Consider the following 18,570-nt stretch of genomic DNA (forward strand, 5'->3'; position numbering starts at 1 on the left):
CCCAGAAGGAAGAGGAACCAGTGTTCACCAAGTTCCGCCTGCGCACCGCCGGTCTCGCCGTGGTGGGCGCGACCGCACTGGTCGGCGCAGGGATACTCGCCGGCTCACCGGCGATCGCCAGTCCCGACCACTCGTCGGCCACCTTGACACCGATCAAGCACCTCGTCGTCATCTTCGACGAGAACATCTCGTTCGACCACTACTTCGGCACGTACCCGTCGGCGGCCAACATCGACGGCACTCCCTTCAAGGCCGCGGCGAACACCCCGAAGGCGAACAACCTCGTCACCTCGGGAACGCTCACCAAGAACCCCAACCTCTACCTGCCGAAGCGACTCACCCCCGCTCAGGCCGTCACCTGCGATCAGAACCACGGCTACGCGGCCGAGCAGCAGGCGGTCGACAACGGCAAGATGGACCTCTTCGTTCAGAAGACCTCCACCGACACCTGCACCGGCCAGTTCGGTGCGCCCGGACTGGCGATGGACTACTACGACGGCAACACCGTCACCGGCATGTGGAACTATGCGCAGAACTATGCGATGAGCGACAACAGCTGGGACACGACGTTCGGTCCCTCGACGCCCGGCGCGCTCAACCTCATCTCGGGTCAGACCCACGGCGGCACAGCGTTCGACCCGAAGACCGGTGCCGTGCTCCCCGCATCCACCGCTGTCTCCTCCCCGAACGCCAAGGGCATCGGCACCGTGATCGGCGACCCCGACCCGGCATACGACGACTGCTCCGACAACGATCACGTCTCCACCTCGGCCGTCGTGGGGATGTCGGGCCAGAACGTCGGCGACCTGCTCAACAAGCGCAAGGTCACCTGGGGCTGGTTCCAGGGCGGCTTCACGCCGACCACCGCATGGGACGGCAAGGCGGGCGACTACGCCAAGTGCGACGCGACGACCCCCAACGTCTCGGGCGCTGCATCCAAGGACTACTCGCCCCATCACTCGCCGTTCCAGTACTACAAGTCGACGTCGAACCCGCACCACCTGGCACCGAGCTCGGAATCGGCCATCGGTCACACGGATCAGGCGAACCACCAGTACGACCTGACATCGTTCGACGCGGCGCTGCAGCACAACAACCTGCCCGCGGTGTCGTTCCTGAAGGCGCCCGAAGCGCAGGACGGTCACGCGTCGTACTCCGACCCGCTGGACGAGCAGAAGTTCCTCGTCAACGAGATCAACGCCATCCAGAAGTCGAGTTCGTGGTCGAGCACCGCGATCGTCGTCTCGTACGACGACTCCGACGGCTGGTACGACCACGTCGCCCCCAAGGTGACGAACGGGTCGAACGACGCCGCGGTCGACTCCACGGTCTGCACGACAGTGAGCAAGGCGGCCGGCGGCTACGCCGACCGCTGCGGGCCGAGCCAGCGCCTGCCGCTGCTCGTGATCTCGCCGTACGCCGCGCAGAACCACATCGATCACACGCAGACCGACCAGGCGTCGATCCTGCGCTTCATCGAGACCAACTGGCTGACCGGCCGGATCGGCGACGCCTCGTTCGACCAGCGCTCTGGGTCGCTCGGCGGGATGTTCAACTGGTTCCGGCCGCAGCAGCGGGAGGTGCTCCTCTCGCCGACGACCGGCGCGGTGACGGCGGTCGTGCCGACACACCCGCACTGGCCCGTCCCGCCGCGCGGCGGCTGGTCGACCAACCCGTAGTCACCACGCCATAACTAGATGAGGGGTCGCAACACGCCGTGCCGGGCTCCGGCGAGACGGCGTGTTGCGACCCCTCGTTGGTGTGGGCGGCGCCTACGGCTCGGGGTCTTCGCGCACGGGGGCGACCGTGAGGGCGTTTCCGTCGGGCGCGATGTCGACCCGCACCAGGTCGCCGTCCCGGATCTCGCCCGCGAGCAGCTCCGTCGCGAGCCGGTCGTCGATCTCGTGCTGCATCAGCCGCCGCAGTGGGCGCGCCCCGTAGATCGGGTCGTAGCCGCGCTCGGCGAGCCAGCGCCGCGCATCCGGAGTCACCGCGAGCTCGAGACGACGCGACTGCAGCCGCCGCATGAGACGATCGATGTTGAGTTCGACGATCTCGCCGAGCTCCTCCTGGTCGAGCGTCTCGAACACGACGATGTCGTCGAGCCGGTTCACGAACTCGGGCTTGAAGGCCTCGCGCACCATCTGCTGCACGGCCTGCTCCTTCTCTTCCCGGCTCAGGGTCGGGTCGACGAGGAACTGACTGCCCAGGTTGGAGGTCAGGATGAGGATCGCGTTGCGGAAGTCGACCGTGCGACCCTGTCCGTCGGTGAGCCGACCGTCGTCGAGCACCTGCAACAGCACGTCGAAGACCTCGGGATGCGCCTTCTCGACCTCGTCGAGCAGGATCACGGAGTACGGGCGTCGCCGCACGGCCTCGGTCAGCTGACCGCCCTGCTCGTAGCCGACGTATCCGGGAGGCGCACCCACGAGCCGCGAGACGGAGAATTTCTCCCCGTACTCGCTCATGTCGATGCGGACCATCGCCTTCTCGTCGTCGAACAGGAACGCGGCGAGCGCCTTCGCGAGTTCGGTCTTTCCGACACCGGTCGGCCCGAGGAACAGGAACGAACCGGTGGGGCGATCGGGGTCGGAGATTCCGGCACGGGTGCGGCGGACCGCATCCGCCACCGCCCTCACCGCGGGCTTCTGCCCGATGAGGCGACGCCCGAGCTCCGACTCGAGGTGCAGCAGCTTCTCGGTCTCGCCCTGGGTCAGCCGGTCGACAGGGATGCCCGTCCACGCTGCCACGACCGACGCGATGTCGTCACTGGTCACCTGCTCGTTGACCATGCGCGGCTTATCGGGGTGCTGCTCGGCCTGCTCGGCCTCCGCCAGCTCCCGCTCGATCGCCGGAATGGTCTCGTACTCGATCTTCGAGGCCTCCTGGTAGCGTCCGTCACGCAGGGACATATCGCGCTTGGTCTTCGCCTCTTCGAGCTGCGAGCGCAGTTCGCCCACCCGGTTGAGGGATGCCTTCTCGAGCCGCCAGCGCTCCTGCAGCTCCTCGAGCTTGCCCTCGCTCTCACGCAGGCGCGTCTGGAGTTCGGCCAGCCTGTCCTTGCTGGCGTCGTCCTTCTCCTTCTTCAGCGCGAACTCCTCGAGCTTCATCCGCTCGACCACGCGCTGCAGCGTGTCGATCTCCACCGGCGCGGAGTCGATCTCCATCTTGAGCCGGCTGGCGGCCTCGTCGATGAGGTCGATCGCCTTGTCGGGAAGCTGCCGTGCGGTGATGTAGCGGTTGGAGAGGGATGCGGCTGCGACCAGAGCCGAGTCCTCGATCGTGACCCCGTGGTGCGCCTCGTACCGGCCCTTCAGTCCGCGGAGGATCGCCACCGTGTCTTCGACACTGGGCTCGCCCACGTACACCTGCTGGAAGCGTCGCTCGAGGGCCGCATCCTTCTCGATGAACTCGCGGTACTCGTTGAGGGTGGTGGCGCCGATCAGGCGCAGTTCGCCGCGAGCCAGCATCGGCTTCAGCATGTTCGACGCCGCAACCGAGCCTTCGCCGCCGCCCGCCCCCATCAGGATGTGCAACTCATCAACGAAGGTGATGATCTGCCCGTCGGCGTCATTGATCTCCTTCAGCACGGCCTTCAGCCGCTCCTCGAACTGGCCGCGGTACATGGCCCCGGCCACGAGGGCGGAGAGGTCGAGCGCCACGAGCTGCTTGCCCTTGAGCGAGTCGGCCACGTCGCCCGCGACGATGCGCTGGGCGAGTCCCTCGACCACGGCGGTCTTACCGACGCCGGGCTCGCCGATGAGCACGGGGTTGTTCTTGGTGCGTCGCGTCAGCACCTGGCTGACGCGGCGGATCTCGGCGTCACGACCGATCACGGGGTCGAGCTTGCCGCTCTTCGCGATCTCGGTGAGGTTCACGCCGTACTGTTCGAGCGCGCTCTTCTGCTCTTCCTGAGTTGAGGGCGCTCCCTGCATGTTCGCCATCGGGCTCCTTTCGTCGCATCGGCAAAGTTGAGTCTACTAGGCTCAACTTTCGAGCGCATCCCCTATTCCGGTCTTTATCAACTTGCTGAAATCTCCTCTTGCGCGAGCACTATTCAGTGTTACTATCTACTGGTAGTCAGCATCACTGAGTAGTTGAAGGGAGGGTTCCATGGCCAAGCAGATGACCGAGATGCTCAAGGGCACTCTCGAAGGCATCGTCCTCGCCACACTGGCCGGACAGCCGGCGTACGGATACGAGATCACGGCGCGACTGCGGGAGCAGGGCTTCTCCGACATCGTCGAAGGAACCGTCTACGCGCTCCTGATCAGGGTCGAGCAGCGCGGCCTCGTCGACGTGACGAAAGTCCCGTCCGAGAAGGGGCCGCCGCGCAAGGTCTACTCGATCAACGCGCAGGGCGCCGAGTACCTCGAAGAGTTCTGGGTCTCCTGGAGCTTTCTCGCAGAGCGGATCGAACAGCTCCACCACCACACCGACAACCCGCAGGAAGAAGGGCAGTAATCATGGCAGCAAAGTGGATCGAGAGCCTGACCGGCTCCCTCGAGCAGAAGAAGCAGTACAAGCAGGACAAAGCCCGCATCGATGCCCTTCCCGAGCCTTACGGAACCGCGGCGAAGGCGATGCACCGCTACTTCATGTACTACGGCGGCATCACCGACGGCGACACTCTGATCACGATGTTCGGCGACCTGGCCGACCTGTGGGAGCGCGCCGCCGCCGACGGGACACCGGTGCGCGACATCGTCGGCGAAGACCCGGTGGAGTTCGCCGAGACGTTCGCCGAGGCATACAACGGCCAGAAATGGATCGACAAGGAACGCGCTCGCCTGACGAAGGCGATCGACGACGCAGAACGTGGGGGAAAGAAATGAGCACCGAACCAGCGATCCGGGTGCAGGGCATCCGGAAGTCCTTCAAGGATGTGGACGTGTTGAAAGGCGTCGACTTCGACGTCAAGGCGGGGAGCATCTTCGCCCTGCTCGGCTCGAACGGCGCCGGCAAGACGACGCTCGTGCGCATCCTGTCGACCCTGCTCAAGGCCGACGACGGCACCGCGACAGTGCACGGCTTCGACGTGGCCACCAAGCCCGGCGACGTGCGCGAGTCGATCAGCCTGACCGGCCAGTTCGCGGCGGTGGATGAGGTGCTCACGGGTCGTGAGAACCTCATCCTGGTCGCCAAGCTGCGTCACCTGAAGAACCCCGGCGGAATCGCGGACGAGCTGCTCACCCGCTTCTCGCTGACCGAGGCGGGCGGCCGCAAGGCGGCCACGTACTCGGGCGGCATGCGCCGCCGGCTCGACATCGCGATGAGCCTGATCGGCAACCCGCCGGTCATCTTCCTCGACGAGCCGACGACCGGTCTCGACCCGCAGGCCCGCATCGACGTCTGGCAGACCGTCAAGCAGCTCGCCGGCCAGGGCACGACGGTGCTTCTGACGACGCAGTACCTCGACGAGGCCGAACAGCTCGCCGACCGCATCGCGATCCTGCACAAGGGCACGATCATCCAGAACGGCACCCTCAGCGAACTCAAGCAGCTCCTCCCGGCCGCCACGGTCGAGTACGTGGAGAAGCAGCCTTCGCTCGAGGACGTCTTCCTCGCTCTCGTCGGCGACACCGGCGAGAACGAATCCGAGACCGCCGAGTCCGACACATCCACGACCGCGCCGACGGCGCGCAACTAGCCAGAAGGGAAAGTCCGATGACCACCAACGTTCTCGGCGACACCGGCGTCCTCACCGGCCGCTCGCTGCGCCACATCGTCCGCAGTCCAGACACCATCATCACCACCGCGGTCACTCCGATCGCGCTGATGCTGCTCTTCGTTTACGTGCTCGGCGGCGCGATCAACACCGGATCGAGCGAGTCGTACGTCAACTACATGCTCCCCGGGATCCTGCTGATCACGATCGCGTCGGGCATCGCGTACACCGCGTACCGCCTGTTCCTCGACCTCCAGGGAGGCATCTTCGAACGCTTCCAGTCCATGCCGATCTCACGGTCGAGCGTGCTCTGGGCGCACGTTCTCACCTCGCTGGCCGCGAACCTGGTCTCGATCGCTATCGTGATCGGCGTCGCGTTCATCCTCGGGTTCCGCACCGGAGCATCCGTCGGCGCCTGGCTCGCGGTCATCGGCATCCTGATCCTCTTCACCCTCGCTCTGACCTGGATAGCCGTGATCGCGGGGCTCTCGGCGAAGACGGTCGACGGCGCGAGCGCGTTCAGCTACCCGCTGATCTTCCTCCCGTTCATCAGCTCGGCGTTCGTGCCGACCGACTCGATGCCCGCCCCGGTCGCGTGGTTCGCGGAGAACCAGCCGGTGACCTCGATCGTCAACACCATCCGGGCCCTGTTCGCGCAGGAGCCGGTCGGCGGGGACATCTGGATCGCCCTCGCCTGGCTCGTCGGCATCCTGATCGTGGCCTACGGGTTCGCGATCGCGATCTACCGACGCAAGATCAGCTGAGTCGACCGCGCCCCGGCCGACAGCACGCAGATGACGCCGCCCGCCTTCCCCCACCGGGGAGGCGGGCGGTGTCGTCGTTGCGAGTGCGGGCTCAGGCGTCGATCGGCTTGGACGCGAAGAGGTCGAGCCCGATCGCGTGGGCGACGTAGCGGGCGGCGCGTTGCCCGCGAACGCTGTTACCCGCAGGATCGAGCGGGGGCGAGAACGTCGCGAGCCCGCCTTTGCCGGGTGCGACGGTGATGATGCCGCCCGAGACCCCGCTCTTGCCGGGCATCCCGACCTCGAACAGCCAGTCGCCCGAGAACTCGTAGAGTCCGGATGCGGCCATCACCGCGAGCGTGTCGCGACAGACCGACGGGTCGACCACCTTCTGATGGGTCACCGGATTCACGCCGCCGTCTGCCAGCGTCGCCGCCATGACCGCAAGGTCCTCTGTCGACAACAGCAACGAGCATTGCTTCGTGTAGACATCGGTGGTCTCGATCGGATCGGTGTCCAGCCTCCCGTAGCTCTGGAGCAGGCGCGCGATCGCCATGTTGCGCTGATTCGTCGCGGCCTCCGACGCGTACACCTCCTCGTCGATGTCGAGAGGGCGGCCGGCGAAGCGCGACAGGCCGTCCTTGATGAACGCCCACTTCGCATCCGGAGTCGAACCGGGAACCAAGCTGGTCGTCGTGATCGCGCCAGCGTTCACCAGGGGATTCCTGGGTTGACCGTCGGCCAACTCGATGGCCATGACCGAGTTGAACGGCAGACCGGTGTTGTTGACGCCGACACGACGGGACACCGCGAGATGTCCGAGCTCCTGGCAGACCAGCGCGAACACGAAGACCTTCGAGATCGACTGGATCGAGAACTCGTGCGTCACGTCGCCGACGCTCGCCGTCAAGCCCTCAACGCTGCACACGCTCAGCCCGAAGAGCGAGGGGTCGACCCGAGCCAGTGACGGGATGTAGTCGGCCACCTTGCCCTCGTCGAGGTCGCGGTACCGGCGGTACGCATCCCCGAGCGCCTGCTTGACGCGCTCGGGCCCGGGAAGGGAGCCCGTCGAGATCGCTTCCCGGGATGCGGGTGCCGGGCCGTCACCGGCCAGCGACCCCGTGGCGAAGTCGGGGATGTTCGTTCGCAGATCCGTCTGTGCCATCTGGTCCTCCAGACCGCTCGGCCTGAGCCAAGCATGGGCCTCCCCGACTCCCACGTAAAGAGCCGCCCCTCAAGAGCGGGGCGGGCGGGCGCCGGATGGAAACCGTTAGGGTTTCGCCGCCCACCCGCATGGATTGCGTTAGGACCCGCTGTCGACGCGCCCACCGGGCATTGGATGAGTCCCGGGGTTCTGGCAGGGTGCCGCCCCGGCCGGAGCATCGGGAACGGTGCTCCGCATACCCGGATGGAGATATTCCGTTGTTGGACATTGTTTGTGTGCTGGGCATCCTCGCGCTCGGCGCGATCGTCGCCCTGGTCGGCCGAGGGGTGGAGAAGCTGTGATCTTCTTCGATCTCCTGGCGGCGGTTCTCGCCGTCGCCTCCCTCGCGTACCTCGTGTACGCCCTGCTGAAGCCGGAGAAGTTCTAGATGCCTGAAAGCTTGGGGACGACAGCCTGGCTCTTCGTGGCGATGCTCGCCACGCTCGTGCTGATGCTCGGGCTCTCCTACCGTCCGCTCGGCGACTACATGGCCGCGACCTTCCTCTCGAAGAAAGACCTCAAGATCGAGCGCGGCTTCTACCGGCTGATCGGCGTCGACTCGAGCGCCGGGCAGAGCTGGCCCGTGTACCTGCGGAGCGTGCTCGCCTTCTCGGTCATCGGGGTGCTCCTCGTCTATGGGCTCCAGCGTGCGCAAGCTGTGCTTCCGTACTCGCTCGGGCTACCGGCCGTTCCCGAGGGCCTCTCGTTCAACACGGCCATCTCGTTCGTGACCAACACCAACTGGCAGTCGTACTCGCCCGAGGTCACCCTGGGCTACACCGTGCAGATCGCGGGGCTCGCCGTGCAGAACTTCCTGTCGGCGGCCGTCGGCATCGCGGTCGCGATCGCCCTGGTCCGCGGATTCGCGGCGCACCGGTCGGGCACGATCGGCAACATGTGGGTGGATGTGACCCGCGCGACCCTGCGCATCCTGTTGCCGCTCGCCGCGGTCTTCGCGCTCATCCTGATCATCGGCGGGGCTGTGCAGAACTTCAACGGATTCACGCACGTCACGTCGCTCACCGGCGGCACGGTCACCATCCCGGGCGGACCGGTCGCATCGCAGGAGGCCATCAAGCTCCTCGGCAACAACGGCGGCGGCTTCTACAACGTCAACTCGGCGCATCCGTTCGAGAACCCGGCGGCGTGGACCAACCTGATCGAGATCTTCCTCATGCTGTTGATCCCGTTCTCGCTCCCGCGCACCTTCGGCAAGATGGTGGGCGACAAGCGGCAGGGATACGCGATTCTCGGCGCCATGGCCACGATCTTCATCGTGTCACTCGTCGCGCTCACGCTGTTCGAGTTCCAGGGCGGCGGGACAGCCACCCAAGCAGCCGGCGGAGCCTTGGAGGGCAAAGAAGACCGGTTCGGGATCATCGGATCCACGTTCTTCGGAACGACGAGCACGCTCACCTCGACGGGGGCGGTCGACTCGATGCACGACAGCTTCACGCCCCTCGGCGGGATGATGACGATGCTCAACATGATGACCGGCGAGGTCGCCCCCGGCGGTATCGGGGCGGGCCTGTACGGCATCCTGACGATCGCGATCATCGCCGTCTTCCTGGCCGGCCTCATGGTCGGACGCACTCCGGAGTACATCGGCAAGAAGCTCGGGGCGCGAGAGATCAAACTCGCGAGCCTGTACATCCTGATCACCCCATCGCTGGTGCTTCTCGGCACCGGGCTCAGCTTCGCGATCCCGGCCATTCGGGACAACATCGAGAAGGTCTCGATCTGGAACCCGGGGCAGCACGGCTTCTCCGAAGTGCTCTACGCGTTCACCTCGGCCGCGAACAACAACGGCTCGGCCTTCGCGGGGCTCACGGCGAACACACCCTGGCTGAACGCCGCACTGGGCACAGCGATGTTCCTCGGCAGGTTCCTGCCGATCGTGTTCGTGCTCGCTCTCGCCGGATCGCTCGCCGCGCAGGAGAAGGTTCCCGCGACAGCCGGAACGCTGCCGACGCACAAGCCGCTGTTCGTGACGCTGGTCGTCGGAACCGTCGTCATCGTCGCCGCACTCACCTATTTCCCCGTTCTCGCGCTGGGTCCCCTGGCGGAAGGGCTGAACTGACCATGTCCACCATCTCCGAATCCGCGCCTCACCAGGCGCGCAAATCTGCTCCGAAAGCGCCGCAGGGTGCGTTCAGCGCGCGGCAACTCATCGGCGGGCTGCCGGGCGCATTCCGCAAGCTCAACCCGAAGGACATGTGGCGCAACCCCGTCATGTTCATCGTCGAGATCGGTGCCGCGCTGACGACGATCCTGGCGATCGCCGAGCCGTTCCTCGGTTCGCAGACGTCGGGCGGCTCCGCCACGACGCTCGCCTTCACCTGGTCGATCGCGATCTGGCTCTGGCTGACTGTCCTCTTCGCGACCCTGGCGGAGTCCGTCGCCGAAGGCCGAGGCAAGGCGCAGGCCGCGAGCTTGCGCAAGACGCGCACGACCACGGTCGCCAACCGTGTGGCGGACTACGACGAGGGTACGGATGCCGCAGCTGCTGACGCATCCGTCACCGCGGTCGCCTCGGCCGACCTGCGGCTCGGCGACGTGGTGGTCGTGACCGCGGGAGAGCTCATCCCCGGCGACGGCGACATCATCTGGGGCATCGCCTCGGTCGACGAGTCGGCCATCACCGGCGAGTCCGCCCCGGTCGTGCGCGAGTCGGGCGGTGACCGCAGCGCCGTCACCGGCGGCACCCGCGTGCTGTCCGACCGGATCGTCGTGCGCATCACCAGCAAGCCAGGAGAGACATTCGTCGATCGGATGATCAAGCTCGTCGAAGGTGCGTCGAGACAGAAGACGCCCAACGAGATCGCGCTGAACATCCTGCTCGCCAGCCTCACCATCATTTTCGTGATCGTGGTGCTCGCGCTCGGTCCGATCGCCGGGTTCGCGGATGCGTCACCGACGCTGCCCGTGCTGGTCGCCCTCCTGGTGTGCCTGATCCCCACGACGATCGGTGCGCTGCTCTCGGCGATCGGCATTGCGGGAATGGACCGCCTTGTTCAGCACAACGTTCTCGCGATGTCGGGCCGTGCGGTGGAAGCCGCCGGCGACGTCACGACACTCCTGCTCGACAAGACGGGAACGATTACCTACGGCAACCGTCAGGCGAGCGAGTTCTCGGCGATCGGCGGTGCGGCGCCGATGGACCTCATCCGCGCGGCGGCGCTCGCCTCGCTGAGCGACCCGACTCCGGAGGGCTCGTCCGTCGTGACGCTGGCTTCGCAGCTGGGCTTCACCCACGAGGGCGCGCTGGACGGCGACGTCGTCCCCTTCACCGCGCAGACCCGGATGAGCGGCGTCGACTTCGCCGACGGTCGCCAGGTCCGCAAGGGAGCGGCGAACTCCGTCGTTGCCTGGGCCCGCGAATCCGGACCCGTCGCCTCGACGGTGCTGAGCGAACTCGACGAGCAGGTCGAACGCATCTCGCAGGTCGGCGGCACCCCTCTCGCGGTCGCCACCAAGACGGCCACGGGTGAGGCCACCATCCTCGGTGTCATCTACCTCAAGGACGTCGTGAAGGAGGGCCTCGCCGCCCGGTTCGCCGACATGCGCAGGATGGGGATCCGCACGGTGATGATCACCGGCGACAACCCGCTCACGGCCAAGGCGATCGCCGCTGAGGCGGGGGTCGACGACTACCTGGCCGAAGCGACGCCGGAGGACAAGCTCGCGCTCATCCGTCGCGAGCAGGAGGGCGGCAACCTCGTCGCAATGACCGGCGACGGCACCAACGACGCCCCAGCCCTCGCGCAAGCGGATGTCGGGGTCGCCATGAACACGGGAACCTCTGCCGCGAAGGAGGCCGGCAACATGGTCGACCTCGACTCCGATCCGACCAAGCTGATCGACATCGTGAGCATCGGCAAACAGCTGCTGATCACACGCGGAGCGCTCACCACGTTCTCGATTGCCAACGACGTGGCCAAGTACTTCGCAATCATCCCGGCGATGTTCGTCGGGGTGTTCCCGGGGCTGCAGGCGATCAACATCATGCAGCTGCATTCGTCGTCGTCCGCCATCCTGTCGGCCGTGATCTTCAACGCGGTCATCATCGTGATCCTGATCCCGCTTGCGCTCCGCGGCGTGCGCTACCGGCCGGCCTCGGCCTCGGTGCTGCTCCGCAGCAACCTGCTGATCTACGGCCTCGGCGGCATCATCGCTCCATTCATCGGAATCAAGCTCATCGACCTCGTCGTCGGCCTGATCCCCGGGTTCTAGAAAGAAGACCGGACAACACTCATGAACGCATCGATACGTGGAACAGGGCGCCAGTACTGGGTCGCCCTCCGGGCGCTGATCGTCTTGACGGTCGCCCTCGGAATCGTCTACCCGCTCGTCGTCACAGGAATCGGGCAGGTGGTCGCGCCCGCGCAGGCCAACGGCTCGACCGTCAGCTACCAGGGCAAGATCGTCGGCTCGAGCCTGCTCGGGCAGGGGCTCGTCGACAAGAAGGGCAACCCTCTGCCGCAGTGGTTCCAAGCGCGTCCGTCCGCGGCCGGCGATGGCTGGGATGCGGGCGCATCCAGTGGAAGCAACCTCGGCCCGAACAACCCCGACCTGCTGAAGGCGATCGACGAGCGCAAGGCCGTGATCGAGAAGACGGACGGGGTCGTCGCCGGGGTCATCCCACCGGACGCGCTCACCGCATCCGGATCGGGGCTCGACCCGCACATCTCACCCGCCTACGCCCGGCTGCAGGTCAGCGCCGTCGCAGAGGCTCGCGGCCTCGACACGGCTGCCGTGAAGAAGCTCGTCGAGTCGCACATCCAGGCCCGGGATCTCGGCTACCTGGGTGAGCCGACCGTGAACGTGCTCCAGCTGAACATCGCGCTCGCGCAGCTGGACCCGAACGGTAACGGGTAGGACGCGAGCGTGACGGCCCGGGGCGACCTGCGTGTGCTGCTCGGCGCAGCACCCGGCGTCGGCAAGACGTACACGATGCTCGAGGAGGGCAGCAGGCTTCAGGATCTGGGCAAGGATGTCGTCGTCGCGGTCGTGGAAACCCACGACCGCGATGCCACGGCGTCGATGCTCAAGGGCCTGGAGGTGGTGCCGCGGCGGACCGTCGAGCACCGCGGCATCCGTCTCACCGAGATGGATCTGGATGCAGTGCTCGCCCGCCGTCCGGACATCGCGCTCGTCGACGAGTTCGCCCACACGAACGCGCCCGGATCACGTAACGAGAAGCGCTGGCAGGATGTCGAGGCGATTCTCGACGCGGGCATCAACGTCATCACGACCGTCAACATCCAGCACATCGAGTCGCTGAACGATGTCGTCGAGCAGATCACGGGAGCGCCCCAGCGCGAGACCGTGCCGGACTCGGTCGTTCGCAGCGCCGCCCAGATCGAGGTCGTCGACCTCGCTCCGCAGGCGCTCCGCGACCGCCTCGCCGACGGCCAGGTCTATCCGGCCGTGCGGATCGACGCGGCGCTCTCCAACTACTTCCGCCTCGGCAACCTGACCGCGCTGCGCGAACTGACCCTGCTCTGGCTGGCCGACGAGGTCGACAGCTCCCTGAAGCGTTATCGCGCCGAGCACGGTATCGATCAGAAGTGGGAGGCACGCGAGCGGGTGGTCGTCGCCCTCACCGGCGGACCCGAGGGGAGACTCTGCTGCGGCGTGGCGCCCGGGTCGCGGCTCGCTCATCCGGTGGCGAACTCCTCGCCGTGCACGTCACCAGCCAGGACGGCCTGCGGGACACCAACCCCGCTGCCCTCGCCGCTCAGCGCGCTCTCGTGGAGCAGCTCGGCGGCAGCTATCACCAGGTGGTCGGGGCGAACATCCCCGAGGCGCTCGTCACCTTCGCCCGGGCGAGCAATGCGACTCAGCTCGTGATCGGTGTCTCCCGCCGCAGCCGCCTCACGGCCCTGCTCACCGGTCCGGGGATCGGCGCCACGGTCATCCGGGAGTCGGGCGACATCGACGTGCACATCGTCTCGCACGCGGCGGCAGGCAGCCACTTAGTGTCCCTGCCTCGACTCGGGGGCGCTCTCAGCGCGCGCCGCCGCCTGTTCGGGCTGTTGCTCGCACTGATCGTCGGGCCGCTTCTCACTCTCGCGCTCCTGCCCATCCGGAACGCCGACTCGCTCACCGCCGACACGCTCAGCTACCAGTTGCTCGTCGTGATCGTCGCCTTGGTCGGCGGGATCTGGCCCGCTCTTTTCGCCGCAGTGCTCTCCGGGTTGACCCTCGACTTCGTCTTCGTCCAGCCGTACTTCAACATCACCATCGGCCGTCCCACCCACCTGCTCGCACTCTCGCTTTACGTGATCATCGCGACCCTCGTCAGCCTGGTCGTCGATCAGGCAGCAAGGCGCAGCCGGGTCGCCGCGCGGGCGGCGGCCGAGTCGGAGCTGCTGGCCACCGTTGCGGGCGGTGTCATCCGCGGCGACGACGCCCTGCAGGCCATCGTCTCCCGAGCAAGAGAGGCGTTCGGGATGCGCGGCGCGCGCCTCGAAGCCGACGGCACGTCGCCCGTGTCCGACGGCGACACCGAGGGAGAACCCTGCTCGACCATGGCGGTCGGAGACCGTGGTCACCTCGACCTCTTCGGGCCGGACCTGCAGGCGGCCGACCGCCGCCTCCTCGTCGTCGTCGTCAGCCAGCTCGACGCCGCGCTCGAGCATCGGGATCTGAGCACGGTCGCCAAGGAGATCGGGCCGCTCGCCGCCACAGACAGGGTGCGTTCCGCCCTGCTGGCCGCGGTCGGGCACGATCTCCGGCGCCCTTGGCCGCGGCGACTGCCGCCGTCACGAGCCTCCGCTCCCGGTACATCGTGCTCTCGGAGAAGGACAGGGCGAGCCTGCTCGAGACGGCCGAGCAGAGCCTCGGCGCCCTCGCCGACCTGCTGACGAACCTGCTCGACGTGAGTCGCGTACAGGCCGGCGTTCTCGCGGTGTCCCTTGCCGCCGTCGATGTCGAGGACCTCATCCCGCCGCTTCTCGACGAGCTCGATCTCGCGCCCGGTGACATCGCCATCGACGTCCCCGACGACCTGCCCGCGGTGCGCGCCGACGGCGTGCTGCTGCACCGGGCGATCGTGAACCTGCTGACGAACGCCATCCGGTACTCACCGCCCGGGCAGCCGCCCCGTCTCAGCGCGAGCACCTTCGCCGGCGTGGTTGAGCTTCGCGTCGCCGATACCGGCCCGGGGGTTCCCGACGATCGCAAGGAAGAGATCTTCCTTCCGTTCCAGCGGGTCGGGGACACCGACAACTCCACCGGGATCGGCCTCGGCCTCGCTCTGACCAAGGGGTTCGTCGAGGGCATGGACGGGACCCTCACCACCGAGGACACCCCGGGCGGCGGACTCACGATGGTGATCTCGCTGCAGGCCGAACCGGCCGTGTCCACCGAGCCGGTCGCTGACGAAGCGCGGTCTTAGGAGGCCCGAGAACCGAACGCTCAGATGGCGGGCCCGAGCGTGCCGCTGCCACTGTCGGCGCCCGCCGATGCCCCTTTGAGCTCGATCAGGATGGTGTGCGTCGCGGTCTCCCCGATGTTCTCGCCCGAGTGCCGCTGCGCAGGCAACCACACCGCCTTCCCCGCTTCGAGGTGGACGTCCGAGATGCGGTCCCCCGCGGAGAGCCGGCGATCGAACTCGCTCAGCGTCACCATCACGCTGTTCGGATGATCGTGCGGAGTCGTCTGCTCCCCCGGCTCGTCGAGGTACTCGACCACGCGGACGTAGTCGTTCTCCCACAGCGTGCGATAGTGATCGGGATTCGTCACGGTCGGATCATCGGTGACCATGCGGCCCAGGGTACTCCCCGGCAGCGCGCCGTCAGCGACTGGATCCGCGAACGATGCTCGACATCGCCTCGGCAGCGCCGGACGCGTCTCCCGCTCGGATCGCCGTGATCAGCGCGAGATGCAGTTCGACGTCGGCCGGCGCAGATGCCCAGGCCACCGGCTCGTGAGGCGCCCGCACCCGCAGCGCCTCCTCAACGACCGACTGCAGCCGGGCGAACATCGCATTGGCCGACATGCTCAGGATGAGCCCGTGGATCCGTCGGTCGGCCTCGAGAAAGGCCTCCTCGTCGCGCGCATCCGCGGCGGCGACCATGCGTTCGCCCGCGGCAGCGAGTTCGTCGGCCTCAGGATGCGATGCGCCGCCAGCGGCGATCCGCGCCGCCTCCGGCTCTATCGCGAGCCGCAACTGCAGCAGGTCGCGAAGTTGCTCCTCGCGGCCGGACGACGCGAGCCGCCAGCGCACCACGTCCACGTCGAGCGTGTCCCACTCGCTGCTCGGCGTCACCCGGAGCCCGACGCGGGGGCTGGCCGTCAGCATCCCGAGCGACACCAGCACGCGCGTGGCCTCGCGCACGATGGTTCGGGATGCGCCGGTGCGGGCGATAAGGCCGTCGACCGTATCGACATGGCCCTCCGGCAGGTCACCGGCCACGATTGCGGTGCCGACCGAGTCGAGCACCCGGGCGAAAGCCCTGCGGCGAGCGCCGCCGCTCATATCTGCGACAGCGGCGAGACGACGAGCTCGTCGAAGCGCAGGTGCTCGGGAGCATTCAGGATGAACTGGATCGACCGGGCCACCTCGGCCGGTGAGAGCATCGCGCTGCGTGCCGACGCATCCGGAACCCGCGGGCGCAGGTCGAGGAAGTCGGAATCGACGTCGCCCGGGCAGAGGTGGGTGGCACGGATGCGCGAACCCGCCTCCTGCGCGTTGAGCGTTCGCGTGAGCGCCGAGAGCCCGGACTTGCTCGCGCTGTATGCGACACCCGCGTTGGGGCTGAACGTCCAGGCCGCATACGACGACACGACGACGACCGCACCGCCGCGCACTCGCAGCTGCGGCAGCGCGGCCGAGATCACGTGAGCGGGCGCGATGAGATTGGTCTGAATGATGCGGTCGAAGGTCTCCATGCTCTGGTCGTCCCACCGGCGCTCCGGTGCGTTCAACCCGGCCGCGATCACGAGTCCGTCGATGCGGCCCCAGCGGGATGCGACCGCGGCGGCCGCTGCGACCACTGCGGCGGAGTCATTCACGTCGAGCGGGACGACCATCGCCTCGCCCGACCGGTCGCGAATCGCGTGCGCGGTCTCATCGAGCGCCTCTACCCGGCGTCCGCTCAGCGCGACCCGCCAGCCGGCATCGGCCGCCGCAATCGCGGCCGCCTGGCCGATTCCGGAGCCGGCCCCGGTCACCCAGACGACCCGGGCGTCCGCATCACGATTCGGTTCGGTCGACATGGCTCTTCTCCCGCGCTGTGAGCATCGAATAGTATGGATCGAATAGTAATACTATTGGAGGCTGTCATGCTGATCGACTTCACCGGCGAGGTCGTCGTGGTGAGCGGCGGGGGTGCTGGGATCGGGCGCGCGCTCGTCGAGCGATTCGCCGCCGAGAACGCGACGGTCGTCGCGCTGGATGTCACGTTCACGGATCCGCTCCCCGACCACATCGTCAGCCTCACCTGCGATGTCACCGACCCCGCCTCCGTGCACGCCGCGATCGACGAGGTCACGGAGCGATTCGGGCGGATAGACGTGCTGATCAACAATGCGGGCATCAACGTCGAGGGCGCAGTCGAAGACCTCGAGCCCAGCCGCTGGAAGGCAAGCTTCGACGTGAATGTGTTCGGTGTCTTTCTCCTCTCCCAGGCCGTGATCCCGATCATGAAGAAGGCCCGGCGCGGCCGCATCATCAACGCCGCATCGTTCGCCGCGATCATCCCGAGCGTCGGGGCGGCCGCCTACGGAGCATCGAAGGCCGCCGTCGTTCAGTTCACGCGGGTGCTCGCGAGCGAGCTCGGGCCCTGGGGGATCACGGTCAACGCCTACGCGCCGGGCATGGTCCCGACCGGGATGAACGGATTCGCGGAGCTGCCGCAACCCGCCCAGTCTCGGCTGCTCGACACACTCTCGCTTCGGCGCTGGGAGCGCCCCGAGGACATCGCGGATCTGCTGTGCTTTCTTGCCAGCGACGCCGCCGGCTACATCACCGGCACCCTGGTCGACGTCAGCGGCGGCAAGTTCGCGACGCAGATGCCGCACCGGGCCTATGAGACGAGCACTCCGTGATCGTCGAGCGCACGGCGAGCGTTGCCGTCGACCGAGCGGCCGAGCACGCCGAAGGGCCGATCTGGGACGGTCGGGACGAGACATTGATGTGGGTGGACCAGTATCGCGGCATCGTCCGTCGGGCTCGCGTCTCGGAGTCGGGTCGCCTCCGGGAGCTCGACCGGTTCGACCTGGGGATGACCGTGGGCGCCATCGCCCCGTCCTCCGACGGCGGATGGATCGTCGCCGCGGGTGACGGCTTCCATTCGCTCGCGCGGGATGGGAGCGTGCATCCGATCGCCGATGTGCTTCCTGCCACGGGTCCGCGGCGACGGATGAACGACGGCAAGGCCGACCCGCTCGGCCGGTTCTGGGCGGGGTCGATGGCCTACGCGAAAGACCCGGGAGCCGGAGCCCTCTATCGACTCGACCACGGCGAAGCACGAGAAGTGCTCTCGGGCGTCACCATTTCCAATGGCCTCGCGTGGGCAGACGACGGCGCGACCATGTACTACATCGACACACCGACGCAGACGATCATGCGCTACGTCGTGACGGATCACGGCGTCGACGAGGGGTCGACCGTGGTCCGGATAGCCGAGGCCGACGGCGCGCCGGATGGCATGTGCATCGATGGGGACGGGTACCTCTGGGTCGCGCTCTGGGGCGGTCGAGCGGTGCATCGATATGACCCGGATGGAGTCCTGGTCGAACGCGTGTCCGTCGACGCCCAGCAGGTCTCGAGTTGCTGTTTCGGCGGACCGGACGGCTCGACCCTGTACATCACGACCTCACAGGAAGGATACGGGCCTGCGCAGCAAGTCGCCGATCCTCTCGCCGGAATGATCTTCGCCTGCGAGACCGACACCGCGGCACCTCCCGCCGCGATTGTTGACAGTTAGAACTCAAACAGTTAGACT

General features: G+C 67.3%; 16 protein-coding genes and 1 pseudogene. 12 read left to right on the forward strand and 5 right to left on the reverse strand.

Translation table 11 applies throughout. From position 1 onward, the window contains the following. The first annotated feature begins 20 nt into the window (after positions 1-20). Positions 21-1,679, forward strand: coding sequence for a phospholipase C (locus tag ACQ86A_RS19535; protein WP_431278564.1), 1,659 nt, complete (start codon positions 21-23; stop codon positions 1,677-1,679). 93 nt (positions 1,680-1,772) lie between these two features. Here ACQ86A_RS19535 and ACQ86A_RS19540 read toward each other — a convergent pair whose 3' ends face one another. Further along, positions 1,773-3,944 carry an ATP-dependent Clp protease ATP-binding subunit gene (locus tag ACQ86A_RS19540; RefSeq protein WP_431278565.1) on the reverse strand — a complete coding sequence of 724 codons (2,172 nt, stop codon included), beginning with the start codon at positions 3,942-3,944 and terminating at the stop codon, positions 1,773-1,775. A 169-nt stretch (positions 3,945-4,113) separates the two neighbouring features. Here ACQ86A_RS19540 and ACQ86A_RS19545 point away from each other — a divergent pair, with 169 nt between their 5' ends. From ACQ86A_RS19545 to ACQ86A_RS19560, 4 genes are read left to right on the forward strand one after another with little or no spacing between them, the layout of a single operon-like run. Then, positions 4,114-4,464 carry a PadR family transcriptional regulator gene (locus ACQ86A_RS19545; protein ID WP_431278566.1) on the forward strand — a complete coding sequence of 117 codons (351 nt, stop codon included), beginning with the start codon at positions 4,114-4,116 and terminating at the stop codon, positions 4,462-4,464. Between the two features lie 2 nt (positions 4,465-4,466). Further along, on the forward strand, positions 4,467-4,835 hold the full coding sequence (locus ACQ86A_RS19550) for a DUF1048 domain-containing protein (RefSeq protein WP_431278567.1): 369 nt from the start codon (positions 4,467-4,469) through the stop codon (positions 4,833-4,835). Further along, entirely contained in the window at positions 4,832-5,650 is an 819-nt protein-coding gene (locus ACQ86A_RS19555; protein ID WP_431278568.1) for an ABC transporter ATP-binding protein, read from the forward strand. Before ACQ86A_RS19550 ends, ACQ86A_RS19555 begins: the two co-directional genes overlap by 4 nt. Positions 5,651-5,667: 17 nt before the next feature. Next, on the forward strand, positions 5,668-6,432 hold the full coding sequence (locus tag ACQ86A_RS19560) for an ABC transporter permease (RefSeq protein WP_431278569.1): 765 nt from the start codon (positions 5,668-5,670) through the stop codon (positions 6,430-6,432). A gap of 91 nt (positions 6,433-6,523) precedes the next feature. On the opposite strand, the gene glsA is transcribed toward ACQ86A_RS19560, so the two are convergent. Further along, a complete protein-coding gene (gene glsA / locus ACQ86A_RS19565) occupies positions 6,524-7,576 on the reverse strand; it encodes a glutaminase A (RefSeq protein WP_431278570.1) in 1,053 nt (350 codons plus the stop codon). Positions 7,577-7,913: 337 nt separating this feature from the next. Here glsA and kdpF point away from each other — a divergent pair, with 337 nt between their 5' ends. The 5 genes and pseudogenes from kdpF to ACQ86A_RS19590 all read left to right on the forward strand — a co-directional run bounded on the left by kdpF (position 7,914) and on the right by ACQ86A_RS19590 (position 15,017). After that, positions 7,914-8,003 (forward strand): K(+)-transporting ATPase subunit F, encoded by a 90-nt coding sequence (gene kdpF, locus ACQ86A_RS19570; protein WP_431278571.1) that lies wholly within the window; start codon positions 7,914-7,916, stop codon positions 8,001-8,003. 42 nt (positions 8,004-8,045) lie between these two features. Then, on the forward strand, positions 8,046-9,695 hold the full coding sequence (kdpA, locus tag ACQ86A_RS19575) for a potassium-transporting ATPase subunit KdpA (RefSeq protein ID WP_431280496.1): 1,650 nt from the start codon (positions 8,046-8,048) through the stop codon (positions 9,693-9,695). 2 nt (positions 9,696-9,697) lie between these two features. Further along, positions 9,698-11,848 (forward strand): potassium-transporting ATPase subunit KdpB, encoded by a 2,151-nt coding sequence (gene kdpB, locus ACQ86A_RS19580; RefSeq protein ID WP_431278572.1) that lies wholly within the window; start codon positions 9,698-9,700, stop codon positions 11,846-11,848. Between the two features lie 21 nt (positions 11,849-11,869). Next, a complete protein-coding gene (gene kdpC / locus ACQ86A_RS19585) occupies positions 11,870-12,493 on the forward strand; it encodes a K(+)-transporting ATPase subunit C (protein WP_431278573.1) in 624 nt (207 codons plus the stop codon). A gap of 75 nt (positions 12,494-12,568) precedes the next feature. After that, positions 12,569-15,017: pseudogene (locus ACQ86A_RS19590) on the forward strand (ATP-binding protein). 20 nt (positions 15,018-15,037) lie between these two features. Here the strand turns inward: ACQ86A_RS19590 and ACQ86A_RS19595 are convergent. Genes ACQ86A_RS19595 through ACQ86A_RS19605 form a run of 3 tightly spaced genes read right to left on the reverse strand, consistent with a single transcriptional unit; the run spans position 15,038 to position 16,840 of the window. Beyond that, positions 15,038-15,385: a cytoplasmic protein gene (locus tag ACQ86A_RS19595; RefSeq protein WP_431278574.1), complete on the reverse strand. Its 348-nt coding sequence runs from the start codon at positions 15,383-15,385 to the stop codon at positions 15,038-15,040. A 31-nt stretch (positions 15,386-15,416) separates the two neighbouring features. After that, positions 15,417-16,100 (reverse strand): FadR/GntR family transcriptional regulator, encoded by a 684-nt coding sequence (locus ACQ86A_RS19600; RefSeq protein WP_431278575.1) that lies wholly within the window; start codon positions 16,098-16,100, stop codon positions 15,417-15,419. Next, a complete protein-coding gene (locus ACQ86A_RS19605; protein ID WP_431278576.1) occupies positions 16,097-16,840 on the reverse strand; it encodes an SDR family oxidoreductase in 744 nt (247 codons plus the stop codon). The genes ACQ86A_RS19600 and ACQ86A_RS19605 overlap by 4 nt, the downstream gene beginning before the upstream one ends. 66 nt (positions 16,841-16,906) lie before the next feature. On the opposite strand from ACQ86A_RS19605, the gene ACQ86A_RS19610 reads away from it, so the two are divergent. Beyond that, positions 16,907-17,671 (forward strand): SDR family NAD(P)-dependent oxidoreductase, encoded by a 765-nt coding sequence (locus tag ACQ86A_RS19610; protein WP_431278577.1) that lies wholly within the window; start codon positions 16,907-16,909, stop codon positions 17,669-17,671. After that, the gene (locus tag ACQ86A_RS19615; RefSeq protein ID WP_431278578.1) at positions 17,668-18,552 is read left to right on the forward strand and encodes an SMP-30/gluconolactonase/LRE family protein; all 885 of its coding nucleotides are present in this window, start codon (positions 17,668-17,670) and stop codon (positions 18,550-18,552) included. The genes ACQ86A_RS19610 and ACQ86A_RS19615 overlap by 4 nt, the downstream gene beginning before the upstream one ends. The last annotated feature ends 18 nt before the right edge of the window (positions 18,553-18,570 follow it).

This window comes from Leifsonia poae (assembly GCF_050632195.1).
GTDB lineage: Bacteria > Actinomycetota > Actinomycetes > Actinomycetales > Microbacteriaceae > Leifsonia > Leifsonia poae_C.

Coding starts and splice junctions, on each gene's coding strand:
- ACQ86A_RS19605 (WP_431278576.1), bottom strand. CDS start 16,840: ATGTCGACCGAACCGAATCGTGATGCGGACGCCCGGGTCGTCTGGGTG.
- ACQ86A_RS19550 (WP_431278567.1), top strand. CDS start 4,467: ATGGCAGCAAAGTGGATCGAGAGCCTGACCGGCTCCCTCGAGCAGAAG.
- ACQ86A_RS19610 (WP_431278577.1), top strand. CDS start 16,907: ATGCTGATCGACTTCACCGGCGAGGTCGTCGTGGTGAGCGGCGGGGGT.
- ACQ86A_RS19560 (WP_431278569.1), top strand. CDS start 5,668: ATGACCACCAACGTTCTCGGCGACACCGGCGTCCTCACCGGCCGCTCG.
- ACQ86A_RS19545 (WP_431278566.1), top strand. CDS start 4,114: ATGGCCAAGCAGATGACCGAGATGCTCAAGGGCACTCTCGAAGGCATC.
- ACQ86A_RS19595 (WP_431278574.1), bottom strand. CDS start 15,385: ATGGTCACCGATGATCCGACCGTGACGAATCCCGATCACTATCGCACG.
- kdpC (WP_431278573.1), top strand. CDS start 11,870: ATGAACGCATCGATACGTGGAACAGGGCGCCAGTACTGGGTCGCCCTC.
- ACQ86A_RS19540 (WP_431278565.1), bottom strand. CDS start 3,944: ATGGCGAACATGCAGGGAGCGCCCTCAACTCAGGAAGAGCAGAAGAGC.
- glsA (WP_431278570.1), bottom strand. CDS start 7,576: ATGGCACAGACGGATCTGCGAACGAACATCCCCGACTTCGCCACGGGG.
- kdpB (WP_431278572.1), top strand. CDS start 9,698: ATGTCCACCATCTCCGAATCCGCGCCTCACCAGGCGCGCAAATCTGCT.
- ACQ86A_RS19555 (WP_431278568.1), top strand. CDS start 4,832: ATGAGCACCGAACCAGCGATCCGGGTGCAGGGCATCCGGAAGTCCTTC.
- kdpA (WP_431280496.1), top strand. CDS start 8,046: ATGCTCGCCACGCTCGTGCTGATGCTCGGGCTCTCCTACCGTCCGCTC.
- ACQ86A_RS19600 (WP_431278575.1), bottom strand. CDS start 16,100: ATGAGCGGCGGCGCTCGCCGCAGGGCTTTCGCCCGGGTGCTCGACTCG.